This window comes from Pseudomonas sp. FW305-25, assembly GCF_017351415.1.
Classification (GTDB): Bacteria; Pseudomonadota; Gammaproteobacteria; order Pseudomonadales; family Pseudomonadaceae; genus Aquipseudomonas; species Aquipseudomonas chlororaphis.
Genome location: NZ_JACNDE010000012.1, coordinates 45,226 through 66,653 on the forward strand (window position 1 = coordinate 45,226; position 21,428 = coordinate 66,653).

Below are 21,428 nucleotides of genomic sequence, written 5' to 3' on the forward strand. Positions count from 1 at the left end.
AGGAAAACGACATGGGCACAATCCTGATCATTATTCTGATTCTTCTGCTGATCGGTGGTCTTCCAGTGTTCCCGCACTCCAGAAGCTGGGGTTATGGCCCGTCCGGCATCATCGGTGTGGTGCTGGTGGTGTTGCTGGTTCTCCTGTTACTGGGCCGGATATAGGTTTCGCCAGTTCATGTCCGGCACTTTAATAACCGTCAAAAAAAAGAGGCCCGAGGGCCTCTTTTTCATTAGCGCAATGAATCAGTCCGGCGTGCCGTGCACCACGCCTGCGGTGTTATCCAACAGGCTCTTGGTGGCGGTTTGCAGGAAAGCTTCCAGCTTGTGCTTCAACTCGGCGGTACGCGGTGCGTCCGGCACCACTTCGGCATGCGGATTGGCGCCCAGTTCGTACTGGTAGATCTTCGGCGCCATTTCCTTCTCGCGCGGCAGTACCAGGATCTGGTCGGCGGTGACGATAGCCGTGGTCTGCTCGCTGCCCGACGGCTTGATCACGCCAAAGCCGGTGTCGCCTTCCGGCAGGTTGAGCAGGTCGCGGCCCCAGCACTGGTGACGCACTTCGCCACCGAGGCGGCCCATGATGGTCGGCACGATATCGACCTGGGTGCCCACGGTGTGGTTGCGCTGGCCGAATTTTTCCTGGATGCCCGGAGCGATCATCAGCATCGGCACGTTGAAGCGGCCCAGGTCCATTTCGGTGATCTGGCGCTCGTTACCGAAACCATGGTCACCCACGATCACGAACAGCGTCTCCTTGAAGTACGGCTCCTTGCGCGCCTTCTCGAAGAACTGGCCCAGGGCCCAGTCGGAATAGCGCATGGCGGTCAGGTGTTCGTTCAGGCTGCCACGGTCGGTCACCTTCGCCACCGGCAATGGCGTCGGCAAGGCGTACGGGGTGTGGTTGGACAGGGTCTGCAGCAGGGCATAGAACGGCTTGCCGTTTTCCCGCGCCTTCAACTCTTCCAGGCCACGGTTGAACATGTCCTGGTCGGATACGCCCCAGGTCGGATCGGAGAACACCGGATCGACGAAGTCGTTGCGACCGACGAAGTTGGTCATGCCCTGGTTGCTGAAGAAGCCCGACTGGTTGTCCCAGGCGAAATCGCCGTTGTAGACATACACGTCGTCATACTTGCGGGCGCTCAGCACCTGCGGCAGGCCGGACAGCTTGTGGCTGCCTTCCGGGGTCTGCATCAGGTATTCGAAACCCGGCAGGTTGGGGAAGCAGGCCATGGTGGCGAACATGCCCTGGTGGGTATGGGTGCCGTTGGAGAAGAAGCGGTCGAACAGCAGGCCTTCCTTGGACAGTTGGTCCAGGTACGGGGTGATATTGCCTGGAGCGCCCAGGGCACCCACCGAGTGACCAGCCATGCTTTCCATCAGGATCACGACCACGTTCTTGATCGGCAGGGTCTTGTCGGCCGGTGGCGTGTAGTCGCGGCGCACGGCGGCGATATCGGCGTCCACCAGCTTGTCGTCCGGCATCACCAGCAGGTCGCGCACCACTTGCTGCGCCTCGGGCTGCGGCAGGGTGGCTTTCCAGATATTGCTGCGGTCCTCGCCCATCCGGCTCTTGGCCGCCTCGACCAGCGACAGCGTGCCGTTGAGGCCCAGCTGGTTGGCGAAGTTCGATTCGGTGGTGTAGACGTCACCCCAGCGCAGTGGCGGGCCCTGGCGCAGGGTGCCGCGGGCGGCGACCACGCAGACCAGCAGGCAGACCACGAATACGCCGATACGGGCGTACCACGGGGCGACCTGCCGGGTGCCGATGCTGCCGCCGCTGAACGGGCCACGCGGCCGGGTCGCGCGGTCGGCGCCCTTGAATGCCAGGCTCAGCAGCCAGGTGCCGACCGCCCAGGCCAGCAGGTAGCGCACCACCGGGAAGCCGTACCAGAGCATGCTCATCACGGTTTTCGGGTCTTCCTTCACATACTGGAAGACCAGGCCGTTGAGGCGCTGGTGGAACTCGCGGTAGAAGTCCATCTCCATCAGGCCGAGGAACAGCGCGATGCTCGAAACGATGGTCAGCCAGAAGCGGAAGAAACCGCGAGCCGCCATGGCCCGGGCACTGAACAGCGCCAGCAGCAGCGGGATGCTGAGGTAGACCACCAGGCGCACATCGAAGCGCAGGCCGTTGGCGAAGGCTTCAAGGAAGGTCGAGGCCGGTGTGTCGAGGATCATCTCGCGGTTGTAGACCAGCAGCGCCACGCGCAGCAAAGACAGCATGACCATCATGGCCAGCGCGCAGAGCAGCGTATAAGCCAGATGCGATTTGACGGTCGGTTGCAGCAGGCGACTCGAGGCTCGCTGCTGACTCAGGACGTCCGGGTTTGCCATATCGTTTTAGGACCCAATGGAAGTTGAAGTTGCGAAAAGAATGCAGCTACGCTTTGCCCTCTTGTAGCCATTCAGGGCTGGGGGGATGGCGCGGTGCGCAAATGTTGCACGATCAGCAGCGGCATTGCCATTGATTACTGGCAGGCGCCCTCCCCTGGCCGGCAATGGCCCAGAGCCAGGGATCGCAATCGGAGATCGCACGGGAGCAGCGGAAAAACAGCGCTGGCGAATTGTCATGGAGACTTTGTGAAAATTTCGTGCAGCGCATATTTGGTCACATAAAAAAGGGCCTGGCGGCCCCTTTTGAACCCCACGCCAGCCTTCAGAGCCGTACGTTGCCGCGCGGCCCGGCAATCGCCCAGATGATCAGGCCCAGCACCGGCAATAGGATGATCAGCAACACCCAGAGGATTTTCATCCCGGTTTCGGCACTGCTTTTAAGCACATTGATGATCGCCCAGATGTCCAGCGCGAGGATGATCAGTCCAACCAGCGTATTGAAAGTGGAACCCATGGTGTCGCTCCTAAATGAGGGCTTGCCCACTTAGGATAGTCGGCCGGCAGCGGGGTTCCTTTTTATTGCCTGCGCGGTCGGCCTGTGGCCCGCAGCTCAGACGTGAACCGCGACCTTGAGCGCTTCCAGGGACGGCGCGGCGGCAATGCCGGCTTCGGCGCACAGCTGCAGCACCCGCGGCACGTCATTGCCGTAGACCAGCACCACTTGCAGCTCGTCGTCCAGCAACTGGCTGAAGTTCATCAGCACGTAACCGCCGTTTTCCGGGTTCATGCTGCCCATCTGGATCTGGATGCGGTTGAGCGCGGTCAGGGCCTCGGTCTTGGCCAGTTGCTTGGGCTTGATATTGAACGCCACGCCCGGGCCGAAAGACGCGACGATCTGCGCGAACAGGTCCATGTAGGTGTCGGCCTGGAACAGCACGGTGTCCGGCAGGCTGCCGACCACCACCCATTCGCCCAGCGGGATCGGGAAGCTGTCGTCGTAGTTGATGTCCGGATTGGCGGCCAGGAAGGCCTGGGGATCGGCGTAGGCCTGGGCGGCCTCGTCGGCGATCCGCAGGATTTCTTCTTCGCCCATGCAGCCGGAGCTGATTTTAGTGATGAGTTCGGCGAGGACGTTTTTCATGGGCGAATCCTGTTACGGGTCAATGGCGGGCGCGCAGGATAGCCTAAACCCGGCCCACGAACCTACCGCCGCGACCCAGGCATGGCCCTGGCCCGACGGTATGCGCCGTTCAGCTCAGCCCAGCAACTTCTGCAATTGCGCGGTGGTGTCGACGGCGCCCATGGTCTTCGCCGCGTCCAGTGCGCTCACGCCGTTGGCGTCGGTGGCCCGCGGGTTGGCGCCCTTGCCGATGAGGTAGTCGACGATTTCCGTGCGATTGAACATCGCCGCCATCATCAGCGCGGTACGCCCATCGAAGGACGAGCCTTCCACCTCGGCACCGCCCTCCACCAGCGCCTTGACCACCGCCAGGTCGCCCTTGAAGGCCGCGCCGGCGATCGGGCTCTGGCCGTTGTCGTTACGGATCTCGGGGTCGGCCTTGTGCTTGAGCAGCACCTGCACCGCGTCCACATGCCCGTAATAGCTGGCCAGCATCAGCAGGGTGTCGCCCTTGTGATTGCGCAGGTTGACCGGCAGACCGCTGCTCGCCAGCTTGTCGAGCATCTGGGCGTCGCCTTGACGTGCGACGTTGAAGACCTGCTCGGTAAACTCGGCGGCTTCTTCTGCGGTCATCTGGCGGCTTTTGTCTGACATCGGGAACTCCACTTTCGGCCAATCGGAAAGCCGCTAGTGTCCCCAAGCGGCTCCCGCCCTGTCATCCCTTTTTTCTCAAGAGCAGCCATAGCCAGAATCAATAACGGTGCCGACCGGCACAAATATCCGCCAGGACCGCCTCCGTCACCCGGACATAGGTCGCCGACCCCGGCAACCAGGCGTACACCGGATCGCCGCCGGTTTTCGACGGGTCGAAGGCTTCTTCCTTGAGCCGGGTCTTCTGGTACTTGAAGGTGCCGGTGGTCTCCATCTTCACCTTGACCCGCAGGAACAGCGGCACCGCGTAGCCCGGCAGATGTTCGCGGACGAACTGCAACAGCTCGGTGAAATCCAGGGTCGCCAGGGATTCGGCCGGGGTGATCGCCGCCATCCCGGCACGGCCGTTGGTGTTGTGCACCTCCACGCCATAGGCCACCGCCTCGGCGACCTGCGGATGTTGCAGGAGGATGTTCTCCACCTCGGTGGTGGAGACGTTTTCGCCCTTCCAGCGATAGGTATCGCCCAGGCGATCGATGAACTGCGCATGGCCAAAACCGATATCGCGCAACAGGTCGCCGGTATTGAAGTAACGGTCGCCCTTCTCGAACACGTCGGTGAGGATCACCTTCAGGTTCTTTTCCGGCTCGGTATAGCCGTCCAGCGGCGCCTTGTCGTCGATCTTCGCCAGCAGCAGGCCCTGCCCGCCCTTGGCGACCTTCTGCATGAAGCCGGAACCGTTGCGGATCGGCGCGCAGGTGTCGTGGGCATACTCCACCAGCGCCCAGGGCGCCAGGGAAAAGCCCACGGTATTGTCGAAGTTGAGCACGTTGGTAAAGCCGATATTGCCGTCGCTGGCGGCATACAGCTCGCAGATATGCTCGACGCCGAAACGCTGCTTGAACGGCCCCCACACGCCGGGGCGCAGGCCGTTGCCGACCATCTTCACCACGCTGTTGTCACGGTCGTGCTCGCAGGCAGGCTGGTCAACCAGGTAACGGCACAGCTCACCCACGTAACCAATGGTGGTGGCCTTGAACCGGCGGACGTCTTCCCAGAAACGGCTGGCGCTGAACTTGCGGCGAATGGCGAAGCCCGAAGCGCCGCTGATGGCCGAGCCCCAGCACACGCACAACCCGGTGGCGTGATACAGCGGCAAGGTGCAGTACAGGATATCGGCCGGCTGCATGTCGAGGGCGATCATGCCGAAGCTGGCCGAGCTGCGCATCCAGCGGCCGTGCTTGAAAATACCGGCCTTGGGCAGCCCGGTGGTGCCGGAGGTGTAGATATAGAAGCACGGATCGTCGAGGTAGATCCGCGCGGTACTTGGTGGGTTGGACGATTCGCTGGCGGCGCTGGCGGTCATCAGGTCGATGCAACCGGCAGGCGTTGGCCCGGACGCCACATCCGGATCGGCGACGAACCAGGTGCGCGCCTCGTCGATGGCGACCTGATCGCGAATCGCCGAGTAGGCATCCAGCAGTTCGCCGCCGACGATCATCGCTACCGGCTTCACCAGGTTCACGCTGTGCACCAGCACACTGCCGGTCTGCGCGGTATTGAGCATGGCGCAGATGCCGCCGAGCTTGGCCACCGCCAGCACGCTCACCAGCAACTCGGGACGGTTCTCGACGAAGATCGCCACCACGTCGCCCTTGCCGATGCCCTGGCTCGCCAGGTAATGGGCGATCCGGTTGGCCCACTGGTTGGCCTGTGCATAACTCAACACCCGGTCGCCGTACAGCAGCGCCGGGCCGTCGGGGTTGCGTTGGGTGGCCTGCTCGAAGGTCCAGCCCAGCCCGCAGGGCTGATCGGCGCGCTTGACGTTGGCTATCTGCATGCCCTTGATGACCCGCGGCAACGCCCGGGCGATGGAGGGCAACTTCCGTAGCATCATGCCCCAGGTGATCATGTCGTGCTGATGAGTGCTCATGACGGCTCCTGTTCGACGCAAAAGGATCCTGCACGGGGCCAGGCCGGGCAGGCGGACAAGGGTCGATGGGGCTATTCAGCTGGGGCCCGAGGGCGGGCCGCCACGGCAAACAGGAGAAACAGGGGGCGTGCTATTGGCAGTAACGCAGAGCATGGCGTTCATGGATGACGTCCTATTTTCTTATTATCAGGCGCCCATGATCCAAGGGGACCACGGCGCATGACTGTCCATGTCGGTGAAACGTCTGATTGACCTGTACAGCCCGGAACATCAGGGCTTGGGCTTGTGCAAAGAGTCTGCGCCAAGCCTGTCGCTGGCAAAAAAATACGTCAGCGCTTCCTGGCCTGTACATGGAGTTTTTGCAAAGTTTTGTATCTCCTCCGCGCCGCCAGGTGCCTCGCGCTTGAGGGCCGGGCTTGCCGGCTGAATCTTTTGCGTGAACCGGCAGTCACAGCGTTACGTCCCTGCCCTTACCCAGGCCCGCGATCTCGCAAAATGCAGGATGCACGATGGCCATTCATGCAAATTGCACGGACACGCAAACGGCGAATTTTTATAACAATATGATTTATAAGGATTTTTATAAAAATTGAGGCTGGCACAATCGCTGCACCTATCACTCCAGGTTTGCCATTCAAGAACCAATGGAGCTGATAGACATGAGCCTGATCCAAGAAAAATTCGCTTCCCTGTTCTCCAACTACGAAGTGACCACTCAGCCACGGCCCGATGGCGGCATCCTGCTGACGCTGCGTAACAGCGAAGGTAAACAGCTCAAGCGCTCGATCTCTTATGCGCAGTTACATGCGGGCGATCAGTTGTCGTGGGTGATCAGCGCGTTGCGTCGCGACCTGGCCGAACAGGCCAGCGAATTGCCACAGATTTCCCTGCTGCAAAGCCAGAACCGTTTTGCCCTGCCGTCGTATCACTCGCTTTAAATCCGCACCGCCGCGGATTCGCGATGATCACCGGCAACTGGATAACAGATAACCCCAATCAGGCCGTGCCAGCCTTGCGCTGACACGGCCTGATTGCTTTTCAGAAACCCTGCGGATCGATATCGGCGAAGCTCGCTACATTCGCATGCCCCGCCAATACCCCGCCTTCGCGCACCAGGCCGCAGGTGGCCAGGCCGGCGGACCGGGCCGCATCCAGCTCCTGGACGATATCGGACAAAAAGAGAATCTGCCCGGGTGCACAGCCGATGGCCTGGGTAATGCGCTGGTAAGACTGCACTTCCCGTTTCGGCCCCGAGGTGGTGTCGAAGAAACCGCTGAACAGCGGCGACAGGTCCCCGGCAGTTGAGCAACCGAAAATCAGCTTCTGCGCCTGGATCGAGCCCGACGAATAGACATACAACCGATACCCATCCTGATGCCAGTGCTGCAACGCCGCCACCGCATCCGGGTAGACATGGCCCTTGAGCTGTCCGGCCCGGTACCCCTGCTCCCAGACCATGCCTTGCAGCGCCTTGAGCGGCGTGGACTTGCGATCTTCCGCGATCCAGCCCAGCAGAATCCCGATCACCCGCTCGACGTCCGCCGCCGGCTCGCCGCTGGCCTCGCGCACCGCCTGCAACTGCTCGGCAACGTCGGCCCGGCTGGCGTGCTTGCGCACGAAGTCCGGCAGCTGCCGCACCGCGTAGGGGAACAGCACCTCGAAGACAAAACTCACCGCGCTGGTGGTGCCTTCGATGTCGGTGAGAATGGCCTTGATCGGCATCCGCTCAATCCTCCAGAAGCGGGAACTGGCTGGCGATATCGGAACCGGTGAAGCTGGCGACCCAGCCTTGCGGGTTGTTGAACATGCGGATCGCCACCAGGTATGGGTTCTCGCCCATGTCGAACCAGTGCGCGGTACCGGCCGGCACCGAGATCAGGTCGTTCTTCTCGCAGAGCACGGCATACACGTAGTCGCCAATATGCAGGCTGAACAGACCGCGGCCGGCGACGAAAAAGCGCACCTCGTCCTCGGCATGCCGGTGTTCGTCGAGGAACTTGGCGCGCAGCTCGGCCTTCTGCGGGTGATCGCCATTGAGGCTGATCACATCGACGGTGATGTAGCCGCGCTCGGTCATCAGGCGGTCGATCTGTTCCTGGTAGGCGCCTATCACTTCCTCCTGGCTGGCGCCCGGCTGGATCCTGGTGGCGGCTTGCCAGCGATCGAAACGCACGCCCTGCTCGGCCAGGGTCGCGGCGATATCGTCGAAATGGGTCAGCACCTTGTTCGGCAGGTCCGGGCTGGATACGTGGTAAACGGACAGGCTGCTCATCTGGCAATTCCTCGTTATCGGCAGTGCCTTGCGGCTTTTTCCAGGCCGGTCAGGCAGTGCATATCATCAGGCGCTGGCTACTTCAGTCGAAGCAAGCCTTAACGGTTTAACAGGGCGCGAGTCTGCAACTCGCACTCGAACAGAAACTCGAAGGCCTCGATCTGGCGCTGCGCGTCACTCATGCGCGCGCCCCAGGTGTAGAGGCCATGACCGCGAATCAGGTAGCCGACGCAATCGGCATGGGCGTCGAGCCAGGGCTGGATCTTGGTCGCCAGCCGGGCGATGTCCTGATCGTTGTCGAAAATCGGCACCCGCACCCGCGACTCGTGGCTGGCAATGCCGGTAAAAGCCTTTTGCAGCTCGTAACCCTCGAACTCGATGAAGTCCTCGGCGGTCAGGCGTGACAGCACCGTGGCATTCACCGAGTGGGTATGCAACACGGCGCCGATCTGCGGGTTCCAGCTGTACAGCTGGGTGTGCAACAGGGTTTCGGCCGACGGCTTTTTGCCCGGCTCCAGGCTGTTGCCCGACAAGTCGGTGGCCAGCACGTCATCCAGGCCCAACTGGCCTTTGTGCTTGCCCGAAACCGTGAGCAATAGCGCGCTCGGCGACAGGCGCGTGGAATAGTTGCTGCTGGTGGCCGGGGACCAGCCGCGGGCATACAGAAAGCGTCCGACCTCGATGATGTCCTGTGCCAGCTGTTCGCGGGTAAGGCTCATGGCCTCTCCTCTTGCATACGTGTGGCAATGATAACGGCTGCCGCCAGCGCTGCGAGGCTTGCAATACTAAAGGTCAATGTCGCGCCCAGGGCGTTCCAGCTGTAGCCGGAATACAACGCGCCCAATGCGCCGCCGGTGCCGGCCAGGGCCGCGTACAGGGCCTGGCCCTGGCCTTGCTGACGGTCGCCGAAGCTGCGTTGCACGAAATGAATGGCCGCGGCATGAAAGCTGCCGAAGGTCGCGGCATGCAGCACCTGGGCAAACAACAGCAGCCACAGGTGTTCGGCAAAGGCGCCCAGCAGCAACCAGCGCAGGGCTGCCAGCAGGAAACTCGCCAGCAGCACCCGGCGTACCGAAAACCGCGAGAGAATCCAGCTCATTGCCAGGAACATCAAGACTTCGGCGACCACCCCCAGCGCCCACAACAGGCCGATCAAGCCGCGGCTATAGCCCAGGTGTTCCAGGTGCAGGGTCAGGAAGGTGTAGTAAGGACCGTGGCTCATTTGCATCAGCGCCACGCAGGCATAGAAGGCCAGGACGCCGGGGCTGCGCAGCTGGCCAAGAAAGCCCCCGACGGCCAAGCGGCTGCCCTGGGCCGCTGGCTGGGCGTTGGGCACCCAGGCGCTGCTGAGCACGATGCCGGCCATGATCAGCACCAGCGCCGCCGGGTAGATGTCCAGGCTCAACCACTCGAACAGCCGCCCCAGCGCCACCACCGTGAGGATGAAACCGATCGAGCCCCACAGGCGGATCTGGCTGTAGCGAGCGGTCTGGCCTTGCAGGTGCGCCAGGGTGATCACTTCGAATTGCGGCAATACCGCGTGCCAGAAGAACGCATGCAGGGCCATGACCATCGCCAGCCAGGCGTAGCTCTTGCTGACGAAAATCAGCGAAAAGCTCAGCAGTGTGCAGATCGCGCCAAAACGTACGATGGCCAGGCGCCGGCCGGTGTAGTCGCCCAGCCAGCCCCAGAGGTTCGGCGCCACGCAGCGCATCAGCATGGGAATCGCCACCAGCTCGCCAATACGCGCGCTGGAAAACCCCAGGTGATCGAAATACAGCGCCAGAAACGGCGCGGTCGACCCCAGCAAGGCGAAATAGAACAGGTAGAAACTGGAGAGCCGCCAGTACGGGAGCGCCGCCACGGCCGTCAGACCGTGGCGACTGGCAGAGACGCCATTACAACTGGCCCAGCACCGGCGTGCTGACGCGCACGTCGGCATTCTGGCCACGATGACGCAGCAGGTGATCCATCAGCACGATGGCCATCATGGCTTCGGCGATCGGCGTGGCGCGGATGCCCACGCACGGGTCGTGACGGCCCTTGGTGATGACGTCCACCGGGTTGCCATCGATGTCGATCGAGCGGCCCGGGGTGGTGATGCTGGAGGTCGGCTTGAGCGCCAGGTGCGCGACGATCGGCTGGCCGGAGGAAATCCCGCCCAGGATGCCGCCCGCGTTGTTGCTGAGGAAACCTTGCGGGGTCAGCTCGTCGCGATGCTCGGTGCCACGCTGGGCGACGCTGGCGAAACCGGCGCCGATTTCCACGCCCTTGACCGCGTTGATGCTCATCAGCGCATGGGCCAGCTCGGCGTCCAGGCGGTCGAAGATCGGCTCGCCCAGGCCCGGCATCACACCCTCGGCGACCACGGTGATCTTGGCGCCCACCGAGTCCTGATCGCGACGCAGCTGGTCCATGTAGGCTTCCAGCTCCGGCACCTTGTCCGGGTCGGGGCTGAAGAAGGCGTTGTCTTCCACCGACTCCCAGGTCTTGAACGGGATTTCGATCGGGCCCAACTGGCTCATGTAGCCACGCACCACGATGCCCTGGCTGGCCAGGTACTTCTTGGCGATGGCCCCCGCCGCCACGCGCATGGCGGTTTCCCGCGCCGAGCTGCGACCGCCGCCGCGGTAGTCGCGGATGCCGTATTTGTGGTGGTAGGTGTAATCGGCGTGGGCCGGGCGGAACAGATCCTTGATCGCCGAGTAGTCCTTGGACTTCTGGTCGGTGTTGCGGATCAGCAGGCCGATGGAGCAGCCGGTGGTCTTGCCCTCGAACACGCCGGAGAGGATTTCGACTTCATCGGCTTCCTGGCGCTGGGTAGTGTGGCGGCTGGTGCCGGGCTTGCGCCGGTCCAGATCGCGCTGCAGATCGTCCAGCGACAGCTCAAGACCCGGTGGGCAGCCGTCGACAATGGCGACCAACGCCGGACCATGGCTTTCGCCCGCGGTGGTGACAGTGAACAGCTTGCCGTAGGTATTGCCGGACATGCAGGACGCTCCATGAAATCAGCCGAAATAACTCAATCTGGATTACTGAGCCGGGAAGTATACGCAGGCTCCCCAACTAGTTCATCCTCGAACCTTATCCGTGTCCGGAAGTCCAACCGGCACCTTCTCCATGATGGCGTGATGATGCTGCGAGTTCTTCTCTTGAGCCTTACCCTGTTCACCGGCCTGGTCCAGGCGGCCGTACTGCAACGTCCCATCAGCCTCGACACCGGCACTGGCGAGTTATACGGCTCGCTGCTGCTGCCCAAGTCCGACGCCCCGGTGCCGGTGGTCCTGATCGTCTCCGGTTCCGGCCCCACCGACCGCAACGGCAACAATCCCGACGGTGGGCGCAACGACAGCCTCAAGCGCCTGGCCTGGGTGCTGGCCAAGCACAACATCGCCAGCGTGCGCTACGACAAGCGCGGGGTGGCCGCCAGCCTCGCCGCCACCCCGGACGAGCGCAACCTGACCCTCGACGCCTACGTCGCCGACGCCGTGGCCTGGGGCAAGAAGCTCAAGGGCGACCCGCGCCTGGGCCCGTTGATCATGCTCGGCCACAGCGAAGGCGCGCTGATCGCCACCCTGGCGGCGCCCCAGGTCGATGCGGCGGCGGTGATTTCCATCTCCGGCACCGCCCGCCCGGTGGACCAGGTGCTGCGCCAGCAACTGAGCTACCGCCTGCCGGCGCCGCTGATGCTTCGCAGCAACGAACTGCTCGACAGCCTCAAGGCTGGCCGGGTCGACACCGACGTGCCGCCGCAGCTGGAAGTGATCTTCCGCCCCAGCGTGCAGCCGTACCTGATCACCCTGTTCAAGCAAGACCCGGCCGCCGCGTTCGCCCGCCTGAAGATGCCGGCGCTGATTGTCCAGGGCAGTAATGACATCCAGGTCGGTGTCGGCGATGCGCAGATGCTCAAGGCCGCCAAGCCGGACGCCCAACTGGCGCTGATCGAAGGCATGAACCATGTCCTGCGTATCGTGCCCAACGACGTCAAGCGGCAACTGGCCTCCTACAAGGATCCGCAGCTGCCCCTGGCCTCGGAACTCGGCACCCGCATCATCAGCTTTATTGACGGACTTCACGCCCGTTGACGCGTTTTCCCCTCCAGTCCTGAAAAAAACGGCCGATAAGCCTTTGCCGGCCGTTCACTTGCCGTCGGCAAGTAGCGCTTGGACAGGATCTCGCCGTTATGACCGATACCCAGAACCCTCCCGAAACCGAGGTTGAAAACCCCGCTCCCGAAGCCGTGGCGTTGCCGTGGGCGGACGTCCATGCCGAGCATCACCGGATGCTTCGCCTGGCCCCGCTGCAAACCGATCGCGCCACGGGCGGACGGCCCCTGCGCTTTATCGAGTTCGGTTATGCCGAGCGCAGCAACAAGGAACACAGCCTGTTGCGCATGACCCTCCAACTGCCGGGCCAACGGGTGCGCAAGGAACAGAATCACCTGGATGTCTGGGTCGACCACGCGACTCGTCGGGTGCGCTTCGAGCCGGAAAACCTGCAGATCGAACCGGCGAACCGCGGCATCGGCCGCTTTCTGCTGGCGCAGGGGGCAAGCTGGGCCCAGAAGAAATGGCCGCACTACCGCGTGGACGGTTTCGAACTGGCGAACAAGGATGCGCTGAACGAGGCCACGCGCCTGCGGCGCGATCATTTCCTGCGGGTCCAGGGTTTCGATGTGGTTTACGCCGACGCCCAGCATCTCAAGGGCAGCGTCAAACATGTGCAGGTCGGTGAACTACTGCCCAACTGGAACACCGAAAAGCTGCAATTCGTCGAGATCCTCGAAGCCGCGCAGATGCTGCAGCAGGCCGAGCAGAACCTCGAAGAACAGGAAGTGAAGCTGCGCAAGCACGAAGAAAAGGTCGCCAAGTACAAGCGCGAAGACACCGGGCTGCGCTTTACCATCACCTGCCTGGTGGCGTTTGCGGTGTTCCAGGCCGGGTTGCTGATCTGGATCGCAACCCACCGCTGACCCCTGGCCGCCTCGCGGACAATTGTAGGAGCGAAGCTTGCTCGCGATAGCGTCCGTCCAGGCACACCCCGGTACCTGGATCGCGGGCAAGTCGGATCGCCGCCCGCTCGCTCCTACTGAAGCGCCGATCAGACCCGGGAGCTGAACAGTGCCTGGTGCTGTCGGCACTGCTCGGCGGTGAGCATGAACACGCCATGACCGCCGCGTTCGAAGTCCAGCCAGGCGAAATCGACTTCCGGGTACAGCGCTTCGACATGGACCTGGCTATTGCCGACCTCGACGATCAACAGGCCCTTCTCGGTCAGATGATCCGCCGCCTCGGCCAGCATGCGCCGCACCAGATTCAAGCCATCGTCGCCACAGGCCAGGCCCAGCTCCGGTTCGTGCTGGTACTCCTCGGGCATGTCGGCGAAGTCCTCGGCATCCACATACGGCGGGTTCGACACGATCAGGTCGAAGCGCTGGCCCGGCAAGCCGTCGAAACCGTCGCCCTGTACCGTGAACACCCGCTCATCGACACCATGACGCTCGATGTTCTGGTTCGCCACCTCGAGGGCTTCGAACGACAGGTCGGCCAGCACCACTTCGGCCTTGCGGAACTCGTAGGCGCAGGCAATGCCGATGCAGCCGGAACCGGTACACAGGTCGAGAATGCGCGCGGGCTCGGCGCCCAACCAGGGCTCGAAACGTTTTTCGATCAGCTCGCCGATCGGCGAGCGTGGGATCAGCACCCGCTCATCGACAATGAACGACAGGCCACAGAACCAGGCCTCGCCCAGCAGGTAGGCGGTCGGTACGCGCTCTTCGATGCGCCGCTTGAGCAGACGCTGCAGGTTGACCAGTTCGTCGTCTTCCAGGGCGCAGTCCAGATAGCTGTCAGCGATTTCCCACGGCAGGTGCAAGGCACCCAGTACCAATTGGCGGGCTTCGTCCCAGGCGTTGTCGGTCCCATGGCCGAAAAACAGATCCTCCCCATGAAAGCGGCTGACAGCCCAACGGATGTGGTCGCGCAGGGTGCGCAGGCGGGAAGTGATCACGGGACAGACTCCTGAAAAAACGACTGGCGATTCTAACAGCCAAAACGTCTGAGGACGACGCATGAAAAATCTGAGTCTGCGGGGCGTTCAGGCGGTTTTCTCCACATTCGGCCCGATTCTCCATAGCCCTTGACACGGCTGTAGGCCAGCAACCACGCACCTTACGTTAGTAGCGATTCACAGAAGCGCTCCGCCAGAGGACAATGTCGCAAAAGCCCCACTCACAGGAGCCCCAGAATGTCCGTTCCAAAGACGATGTTTCAACTCAGCGGTCGTGGTTATGCAGCGGCTAATTTGAGCCACGCGACCCTTGTGATCATCGACGCCCAGAAAGAGTACCTCAGCGGTCCGCTGGCCCTGTCCGGCATGGACGCTGCGGTCGCCAACATCAAGCAACTGGTCGCTGCCGCCCGCTCCGCCGGCCGCCCGGTTGTGCATGTGCGCCACCTCGGCACCGTCGGCGGCCTGTTCGACCCCCAGGGCGAACGCGGTGAGTTCATCCCCGGCCTCGAACCCCAGGGCGACGAGACCATCATCGGCAAGCTGCTGCCGAGCGCCTTCCATGGCACCGAACTGGAAAAGCGCCTGCAGGACCTGGGCTCCCTGGACCTGATCGTCTGCGGTTTCATGAGCCATTCCAGTGTCAGCACCACAGTGCGCGCGGCGAAGAACCTGGGCTTTCGCTGCACCCTGGTGGAAGATGCCTGCGCCACTCGCGACCTGCCCTACAAGGGCGGCATCCTCAGCGCCGAGCACGTGCAGCAGACCGAAATGGCCATCATGGCGGACAACTTCGCCACCCTCGCCGCCACCAAAGATCTGATCTGATCGACCTGCAATGAGCGGCGCGCCTTCAGGGGCAAGGCCGCTCATCCGTAAAAGCCTCTCATTTGCCGTAATTGCCTTAGCCTCAGGAACCACCCGGTCATCTTTCGGTCGAAGGGCCGATACCCATTGAGGAAGGTCGGAATGAAGATATCCGATGGTTTTGACGCACGTCGTCTGCGGCCCAAAGGCCCGCGGAACTGGCGTTTGCGCCTGGGCGCGGGATTCTCCGCGTTGCTGGCGACCTTCGGTGTGCTGCTGGCGATGGCCGGGGCCGCCAGCCTGTTGGGGCGCCCTCCGGCGCTGGGCGAATTGAATGCAAGTCCGGCGGGTTCCGCGGTGATTCTAGCGGTCGGTCTGTTACTGCTGTATGTCGGCGTCTGGCTGTGGCGTCGCTGCCGGCGGCGCATGCGCCAGCCGCAGACCCTGAACATGGCTCCCCACCTGATGAAGAAGCATGACTGAATCGACGGCAACACGTTTTGTCCCGCCCCTCTCCCGTCGAGTTGGGTAAACTGCTCGGTCTTCGCGGAGGCTGACATGCAAGACGACGATTTTTCCCTGTTCAAAAGCGCGATCCAAGGCGTCAAGCCGATCAAGCACGATCGCGCCGAAACCGGCAAACCCAAGGCTGACCGGGCGCAGATCGCCAAGCTGCGCCAGGCTGCCAGCGTGCGCACCGAAACCACGACCGTCGACGGGTTGTCCGATCAGTTCGTGATCGACGTCGGCCCGGAAGACGAGCTGATGTGGGCCCGCGACGGGGTTCAGGAAAGCCAGATGCGCAAGCTCAAGGTCGGCCAGATCCCTTTCGAGGGCAGCCTCGACCTGCACGGCATGAACGTGGAAAAGGCCCGGGAAACCCTCTGGGCATTCCTCGCCGAAGCCACCAAGTTCGAAATCCGCTGCGTGCGCGTCACCCACGGCAAGGCCGTGCGCCTGGACGGCAAGCGGCCGATGATCAAAAGCCACGTCAACACCTGGCTGCGCCAGCATCCCCAGGTACTCGGCTTCACCTCGTGCCAGGCCAAACATGGCGGTGCCGGGGCGGTCTACGTGATGCTCAAACGCACCATGATGGAAGGCCGCGACGAGTAAAGCCGCTTCGTCGCGCTTGCAGCGCCCGGTCCGCCACCGTACCCTTGCCCTTTGCGTAAAATCCCACAGGTAGTTTCATGTCCCTGGAACAGAATTACACGGCGATCCTCGGCCAATTGGGCGAAGACGTCTCCCGCGAGGGCCTGCTCGACACGCCAAAACGTGCCGCCAAAGCCATGCAGTACCTCTGCCGCGGTTATGAACAAACGCTGGAAGAAGTCACCAACGGTGCCTTGTTCAGCTCCGATAACAGCGAAATGGTGCTGGTCAAGGACATCGAGCTCTACTCGCTGTGCGAGCACCACCTGCTGCCTTTCATCGGCAAGGCTCACGTCGCCTACATTCCGAGTGGCAAGGTGCTGGGCCTGTCAAAAGTCGCGCGTATCGTCGACATGTACGCGCGCCGCCTGCAGATCCAGGAAAACCTCAGCCGCCAGATCGCCGACGCGGTCCAGCAAGTGACCGGCGCCCTGGGCGTCGCGGTGGTGATCGAGGCCAAGCACATGTGCATGATGATGCGCGGTGTGGAGAAGCAGAACTCGTCGATGATCACCTCGGTGATGCTGGGCGAGTTCCGCGAAAACGCGGCAACCCGCAGCGAGTTTCTCAGCCTGATCAAGTAAACGGCTGCCCGAAAGAACCGGCGTTCATCGCCGGTTTTTTTTCGCCTGGCAAAAATCAGGTAAGCTGCCGCCCCTTCTTTCATGGGCAAGAGGCAATATCGTGATCGTCAAAGCGCTTCGAGTCGGCCTGGGCCAGCTCATCATCTTCATCGACTTCATCACCCGCCCACGCAAGCAGCAGCGCCCTGCCGCCGCTCAAGCCCAGGTCGAACAGGCCGCCAAGGGCCTGACCCTGTACCAGTTCCACGCCTGCCCGTTCTGCGTGAAAACCCGCCGCACCCTGCACCGCCTGAACGTTCCGGTGGCCCTGCGTGACGCGAAAAACAACGAACAGGATCGCCAGGCCCTGCTGGAGCAAGGCGGCAAGATCAAGGTGCCGTGCCTGCGTATCGAAGAAAACGGCCAGACCACCTGGATGTACGAGTCCAAGGTGATCATCGATTATCTGGACAAGCGCTTTGCAACAGCTTGAATGGTTGGTGGCGTTCTGAAGGACGTCATCGCGCCAGAACAGCCCCCACAAGATCCAGACCATAAAAAACCGACCCAAGGGTCGGTTTTTTGTTTCCCGCAGAGACTCAGTCGAGCATCCCGACATGCAGCGGATGGCTTTCCACCCGCTGCATCCACGCCTGGATGCCCGGGTAGCGCGCCAGGTCGAAGCCACCTTCATGGGCGACATGGGTGTAGGCATAGAGCGCGATATCGGCAATCGAGTACTGCTCACCCACCAGATACGGCGTGCGCGCCAACTGGTGTTCCATCACGTCCAGGGCCTTGTAACCGCGTTTTTGCAGCTTCTCGTATTCGTGCTGGCGCTCTTGCGGCAGCCCCAGATAGAGCTGGATGAAACGTGCCACGGCAATGTACGGCTCATGGCTGTATTGCTCGAAAAACTGCCATTGCAGCACTTGCGTGCGTAAACGCGGCTCGCTCGGCAGGAATTCGCTGCCGTCGGCGAGAAAGTTGAGAATCGCGTTCGACTCCCACAGGCAGGTGCCGTCTTCCAGCTCCAGCACCGGGATCTTGCCGTTGGGGTTCTTCGCCAGAAACGCCTCGGTCTGCGTATCCCCGTTCAAGATGTCCACGGCGTGCCACTCGTAAGGCAGGCCCAGCAGATTGAGCATCAGCTTGACCTTGTAGCAGTTGCCGGACCGGTAATCCCCATAAACCTTGTACATGGCCCTCTCCCCTTAGGCTGCCTGTGCAGCCTGTGCTTGACGTACCACGGTGGCCAGCCGCTTGAGACCTTCGTCCAGACGCGCCGGATCGATATGACTGAAATTCAACCGCAGGTGACCTGGATTGCGGTCCGGCTCGGAGAAGAAGGGTTCGCCCGGCATGAATGCCACGTCCTGCTCCAGCGCCGCTTTCAGCAAAGTGCGGGTGTCCAGCGGCTGTTTCAAGGTCAACCAGAAAAACAGCCCGCCCTGGGGCACCTGCCAATCGGCCAGATCGCCGAAATGACGTTGCAGGGCGGCCTGAAAACCATCGCGGCGCACCCGGTAGAAATCGCGCAATTCGCCCAGGTGCCGCTGGTACTGCTCGGTACCTATCCATTGCAGCGCCTGCCATTGGCCGACGCGGTTGGTGTGCAGGTCCGCCGATTGTTTCAACCGCAGCAGATGGGGAAACAGGTCCGGGCTGGCGATCAGGTAACCGACCCGCAACCCTGGCAGCAGGGTCTTCGACACCGTGCCGGTGTAGATCCAACTGGCCTTGCGCAGGCGCCCGACAATAGGCGTGGCGTTGCCGCCATCGAACGTCAGTTCGCGGTAAGGCTCGTCTTCGATCAGGGTCACCCCGAACTCGTCAAGCAACGCCGCCACGGCATCGCGCTTGGCCTCGCTGTAGCGCACCGCCGAAGGATTCTGGAAGGTCGGGATCAGGTAGATGAACGCGGGACGATGCTGCTCCAGGCAGGCGCGCAATTGCGCCAGATCCGGTCCATCGGCCTGAAGCGGCACGGTCAGGCAATCGGCGCCGAACAGCTGAAAGATCTGCAGTGCCGCGAGATAAGTCGGCGCTTCCAGCATGATCTCGGTGCCCTTGTCGATGTACAGCTTGGCCGCCAGGTCGAGGGTCTGCTGGGAGCCGCTGACCACCAGCACCTGGCTGGCCTCGCACGGCACGCCCAGCGCCCGGGCCTGTGCCGCCAGGGCCTCGCGCAGCTGTGGCTCGCCTTCACTCATGCCGTATTGGCCCATGGACACCGGCATCGCCTGCCAATCGACCTTCGGCAGCATCGCCTCGGCGGGCAGGCCTCCGGCGAACGACATCACTTCCGGACGCTGCGCGGCGGCAAGGATTTCACGGATCAGTGAGCTTTTAAGACGCGAGACACGTTCGGAGAAGGCCATGAGGTCACCCGTAGCGAAGGCGGAGGAAAATACGTCAAACTGCTTGACCGAAATTACGCCGACTTTCGCAGATACGTCAATATGCTTGACCTTAAAAACCAGACCACCCAACAAGCCGCCATGGAAGCCTTCTTCTTTGGTTACCAGGCGTTCACCGCCAAGGCCGACGAAATGCTCGAGCGTCGCGGCCTGAGTCGCGTGCACCAGCGCATCGTGTTTTTCATCGCCCGCTATCCAGGGCTGAGCGTGAAAGAACTGCTCACGGCACTGGGCGTGAGCAAGCAGGCGCTGAATATCCCGCTGCGCCAATTGATGGAGATGCACCTGGTCAACAGCGTTGCCTCGCAGAGCGACAAGCGCAAACGCCTGCTGAAGCTGACGGAAGACGGCGCGCGCTTTGAGCAATCGCTGCGGCGCGAGCAGGTCAAGCTGCTGCAACGGGTATTCGCCGAGGCCGGCGAGGCGGCAGTGGATGGCTGGCTGGCGGTGAACAAGGCTCTGGGCGAAAACCGCTGACACCACAGCCCGCGAGCACGCAGCGGTCGTCAACCCGCATACCCGATACTTCTGCAGGACCGCGTCAGCCCCATTACGACTGCTGCGCGCTCGATCGCAGGCTGCGCCAGCGGCTACAGGGCATATAGCCTTTCTGGCGGACTTTTCGCACACAACCTAAAAAACATTATTTGCTTTCTTTGTATACAAAAGCATAATTCGCCACGTGCGAGTTCCTGACCTAAAGGTCAATAAAAGCCCGCAAGCCTTACATGCCTCAAAGAGCCGCTGCCCACCCTCACGTGCCCGGCTCTGGAAAAAATAATAAAACTCTTGAGGAGTACTCGCTGTGGAAAGCCGCAAATCCGAAGCCCCTACGCTGGAACTCTCGCCGCCGCTGAACAGTGGCTGGCTGGAGCGCATCTTCAAACTCAGGTTGCATGGCACCACGGTGAAGACCGAGTTGATCGCCGGTCTGACGACCTTCATCACCATGGCCTACATCATCTTCGTCAACCCCAACATCATGGCCGACGCCGGCATCGACCACGGCGCGGCCTTCGTCGCCACCTGCATCGCCGCGGCCCTGGGTTGCCTGTTGATGGGGCTGTACGCCAACTGGCCGGTAGGCCTGGCGCCCGGCATGGGGCTGAACGCCTTTTTCACCTACACCGTGGTCGGAACCATGGGCTACAACTGGGAAACCGCCCTCGGTGCAGTGTTCGTTTCCGGCGCGCTGTTCATGTTCCTGACCTTCTCGCGGATCCGCGAATGGCTGCTCAACAGCATTCCGGCCAGCCTGCGTTTTGCCATGGGCGCCGGCGTGGGTTTGTTCCTGGGACTGATCGGTTTGAAGACCGCGGGCATCGTGGTCGATAGCCCGGCCACCCTGATCAAGCTCGGCTCCCTGCGCGAACCCGGCCCGCTGCTGGCGGCGGTCTGCTTCCTGATGATTGCCGTGCTCAGCTATCACCGGGTGTTCGGCGCGATCCTCATCAGCATCATCACCGTGACCCTGGCCGGCTGGGGCCTGGGCCTGGTGCACTACGAGGGCATCATGTCGGCCCCGCCGAGCCTGGCACCGACCTGGATGGCCATGGACGTGGCCGGGGTGTTCAACGTCAGCATGATCAGCGTGGTGCTGGCCTTCCTCTTCGTGCACATGTTCGATACCGCCGGCACCCTGATGGGCGTGGCCCAGCGCGCCGGCCTGGTCAACCCCGACGGCAAGATCGAGAACCTCTCCCGCGCCCTGAAGGCGGACAGCGCCTCCAGCGTCTTCGGCGCGGTGGTCGGTGTTCCGCCCGTGACCAGCTACGTGGAAAGTGCCGCGGGCGTCGCCGCAGGTGGTCGGACTGGTCTTACCGCAGTGACCGTAGGTGTGCTATTTATCGCAGCCATGTTTTTCGCACCGCTGGCTGGCATGATCCCCGCTTATGCCACCGCCGGCGCGCTGATTTATGTGGCGATGCTGATGATGGGCGGCATGGCCCACATCGATTGGGAAGAGGCCACCGACAGCATCCCGGCGATCGTGACCGCGATCATGATGCCGCTGACCTTCTCGGTCGCCGACGGTATCGCCCTGGGCTTCATCACCTACGTGGCCTTGAAGGCCGGGACGGGCAAGTACAAGGAAATATCCATCAGCCTGTGGGTGCTGTGCGCGATCTTTATCGCCAAGTTCATTTTCTTGTAGGTAC

24 protein-coding genes are annotated in these 21,428 nt (G+C 62.4%); 11 read left to right on the plus strand and 13 right to left on the minus strand.

Features of this window, described 5'->3' with window-relative positions; genetic code table 11:
* Positions 1-11: 11 nt before the first annotated feature.
* Positions 12-164: a DUF3309 family protein gene (locus J4E58_RS13780; RefSeq protein ID WP_003226960.1), complete on the plus strand. Its 153-nt coding sequence runs from the start codon at positions 12-14 to the stop codon at positions 162-164.
* Positions 165-245: 81 nt separating this feature from the next.
* Here J4E58_RS13780 and J4E58_RS13785 read toward each other — a convergent pair whose 3' ends face one another.
* From J4E58_RS13785 to J4E58_RS13805, 5 genes are all read right to left on the minus strand, one after another.
* A complete protein-coding gene (locus tag J4E58_RS13785; protein WP_087092387.1) occupies positions 246-2,339 on the minus strand; it encodes an LTA synthase family protein in 2,094 nt (697 codons plus the stop codon).
* A gap of 322 nt (positions 2,340-2,661) precedes the next feature.
* On the minus strand, positions 2,662-2,853 hold the full coding sequence (locus tag J4E58_RS13790; protein ID WP_007932252.1) for a PLDc N-terminal domain-containing protein: 192 nt from the start codon (positions 2,851-2,853) through the stop codon (positions 2,662-2,664).
* A 96-nt stretch (positions 2,854-2,949) separates the two neighbouring features.
* Complete coding sequence (locus tag J4E58_RS13795) at positions 2,950-3,480, minus strand: hypothetical protein (RefSeq protein WP_007932253.1); 531 nt, start codon at positions 3,478-3,480, stop codon at positions 2,950-2,952.
* 114 nt (positions 3,481-3,594) lie between these two features.
* Positions 3,595-4,113: an ankyrin repeat domain-containing protein gene (locus J4E58_RS13800; protein WP_009045037.1), complete on the minus strand. Its 519-nt coding sequence runs from the start codon at positions 4,111-4,113 to the stop codon at positions 3,595-3,597.
* Between the two features lie 97 nt (positions 4,114-4,210).
* Positions 4,211-6,043, minus strand: coding sequence for a long-chain-acyl-CoA synthetase (locus J4E58_RS13805; protein ID WP_087092388.1), 1,833 nt, complete (start codon positions 6,041-6,043; stop codon positions 4,211-4,213).
* Between the two features lie 659 nt (positions 6,044-6,702).
* On the opposite strand from J4E58_RS13805, the gene J4E58_RS13810 reads away from it, so the two are divergent.
* Positions 6,703-6,981 (plus strand): DUF3509 domain-containing protein, encoded by a 279-nt coding sequence (locus J4E58_RS13810; protein ID WP_009045039.1) that lies wholly within the window; start codon positions 6,703-6,705, stop codon positions 6,979-6,981.
* Positions 6,982-7,081: 100 nt separating this feature from the next.
* Here J4E58_RS13810 and mtnC read toward each other — a convergent pair whose 3' ends face one another.
* From mtnC to aroC, 5 genes are all read right to left on the minus strand, one after another.
* Entirely contained in the window at positions 7,082-7,765 is a 684-nt protein-coding gene (gene mtnC, locus J4E58_RS13815) for an acireductone synthase (RefSeq protein WP_087092390.1), read from the minus strand.
* 4 nt (positions 7,766-7,769) lie between these two features.
* A complete protein-coding gene (locus J4E58_RS13820) occupies positions 7,770-8,315 on the minus strand; it encodes an acireductone dioxygenase (protein WP_087092391.1) in 546 nt (181 codons plus the stop codon).
* Positions 8,316-8,413: 98 nt separating this feature from the next.
* Complete coding sequence (locus tag J4E58_RS13825) at positions 8,414-9,034, minus strand: methylthioribulose 1-phosphate dehydratase (RefSeq protein WP_007932262.1); 621 nt, start codon at positions 9,032-9,034, stop codon at positions 8,414-8,416.
* The gene (locus tag J4E58_RS13830; protein WP_087092392.1) at positions 9,031-10,179 is read right to left on the minus strand and encodes an MFS transporter; all 1,149 of its coding nucleotides are present in this window, start codon (positions 10,177-10,179) and stop codon (positions 9,031-9,033) included. Before J4E58_RS13830 ends, J4E58_RS13825 begins: the two co-directional genes overlap by 4 nt.
* A 34-nt stretch (positions 10,180-10,213) precedes the next feature.
* Complete coding sequence (aroC, locus tag J4E58_RS13835; RefSeq protein ID WP_087092393.1) at positions 10,214-11,305, minus strand: chorismate synthase; 1,092 nt, start codon at positions 11,303-11,305, stop codon at positions 10,214-10,216.
* Positions 11,306-11,446: 141 nt separating this feature from the next.
* Between aroC and J4E58_RS13840 the strand changes: the two genes are divergently transcribed.
* Positions 11,447-12,400, plus strand: coding sequence for an alpha/beta hydrolase (locus tag J4E58_RS13840; protein ID WP_087092394.1), 954 nt, complete (start codon positions 11,447-11,449; stop codon positions 12,398-12,400).
* A gap of 98 nt (positions 12,401-12,498) precedes the next feature.
* Positions 12,499-13,287 (plus strand): hypothetical protein, encoded by a 789-nt coding sequence (locus J4E58_RS13845; RefSeq protein ID WP_087092395.1) that lies wholly within the window; start codon positions 12,499-12,501, stop codon positions 13,285-13,287.
* 128 nt (positions 13,288-13,415) lie between these two features.
* Here J4E58_RS13845 and prmB read toward each other — a convergent pair whose 3' ends face one another.
* Entirely contained in the window at positions 13,416-14,324 is a 909-nt protein-coding gene (gene prmB, locus J4E58_RS13850) for a 50S ribosomal protein L3 N(5)-glutamine methyltransferase (protein ID WP_087092396.1), read from the minus strand.
* Positions 14,325-14,561: 237 nt separating this feature from the next.
* Between prmB and J4E58_RS13855 the strand changes: the two genes are divergently transcribed.
* From J4E58_RS13855 to J4E58_RS13875, 5 genes are all read left to right on the plus strand, one after another.
* Complete coding sequence (locus tag J4E58_RS13855; protein ID WP_053262217.1) at positions 14,562-15,152, plus strand: cysteine hydrolase family protein; 591 nt, start codon at positions 14,562-14,564, stop codon at positions 15,150-15,152.
* Positions 15,153-15,293: 141 nt separating this feature from the next.
* Positions 15,294-15,614, plus strand: a complete 321-nt coding sequence (locus J4E58_RS13860; RefSeq protein ID WP_007932271.1) for a hypothetical protein — start codon at positions 15,294-15,296, stop codon at positions 15,612-15,614.
* 75 nt (positions 15,615-15,689) lie between these two features.
* Complete coding sequence (locus J4E58_RS13865; protein WP_007932272.1) at positions 15,690-16,247, plus strand: Smr/MutS family protein; 558 nt, start codon at positions 15,690-15,692, stop codon at positions 16,245-16,247.
* Between the two features lie 77 nt (positions 16,248-16,324).
* Positions 16,325-16,870: a GTP cyclohydrolase I FolE gene (gene folE, locus J4E58_RS13870; RefSeq protein ID WP_003204506.1), complete on the plus strand. Its 546-nt coding sequence runs from the start codon at positions 16,325-16,327 to the stop codon at positions 16,868-16,870.
* A gap of 100 nt (positions 16,871-16,970) precedes the next feature.
* The gene (locus tag J4E58_RS13875) at positions 16,971-17,342 is read left to right on the plus strand and encodes a glutathione S-transferase N-terminal domain-containing protein (RefSeq protein WP_087092397.1); all 372 of its coding nucleotides are present in this window, start codon (positions 16,971-16,973) and stop codon (positions 17,340-17,342) included.
* Between the two features lie 106 nt (positions 17,343-17,448).
* On the opposite strand, the gene J4E58_RS13880 is transcribed toward J4E58_RS13875, so the two are convergent.
* On the minus strand, positions 17,449-18,051 hold the full coding sequence (locus J4E58_RS13880) for a glutathione S-transferase family protein (RefSeq protein ID WP_087092398.1): 603 nt from the start codon (positions 18,049-18,051) through the stop codon (positions 17,449-17,451).
* Between the two features lie 12 nt (positions 18,052-18,063).
* Positions 18,064-19,230, minus strand: a complete 1,167-nt coding sequence (locus tag J4E58_RS13885) for a PLP-dependent aminotransferase family protein (protein WP_087092399.1) — start codon at positions 19,228-19,230, stop codon at positions 18,064-18,066.
* Between the two features lie 81 nt (positions 19,231-19,311).
* Here J4E58_RS13885 and J4E58_RS13890 point away from each other — a divergent pair, with 81 nt between their 5' ends.
* Both J4E58_RS13890 and J4E58_RS13895 read left to right on the plus strand, forming a co-directional pair.
* Entirely contained in the window at positions 19,312-19,746 is a 435-nt protein-coding gene (locus J4E58_RS13890) for a MarR family transcriptional regulator (protein ID WP_087092400.1), read from the plus strand.
* 328 nt (positions 19,747-20,074) lie between these two features.
* Complete coding sequence (locus J4E58_RS13895) at positions 20,075-21,424, plus strand: NCS2 family permease (protein ID WP_087092401.1); 1,350 nt, start codon at positions 20,075-20,077, stop codon at positions 21,422-21,424.
* Positions 21,425-21,428: the final 4 nt, after the last annotated feature.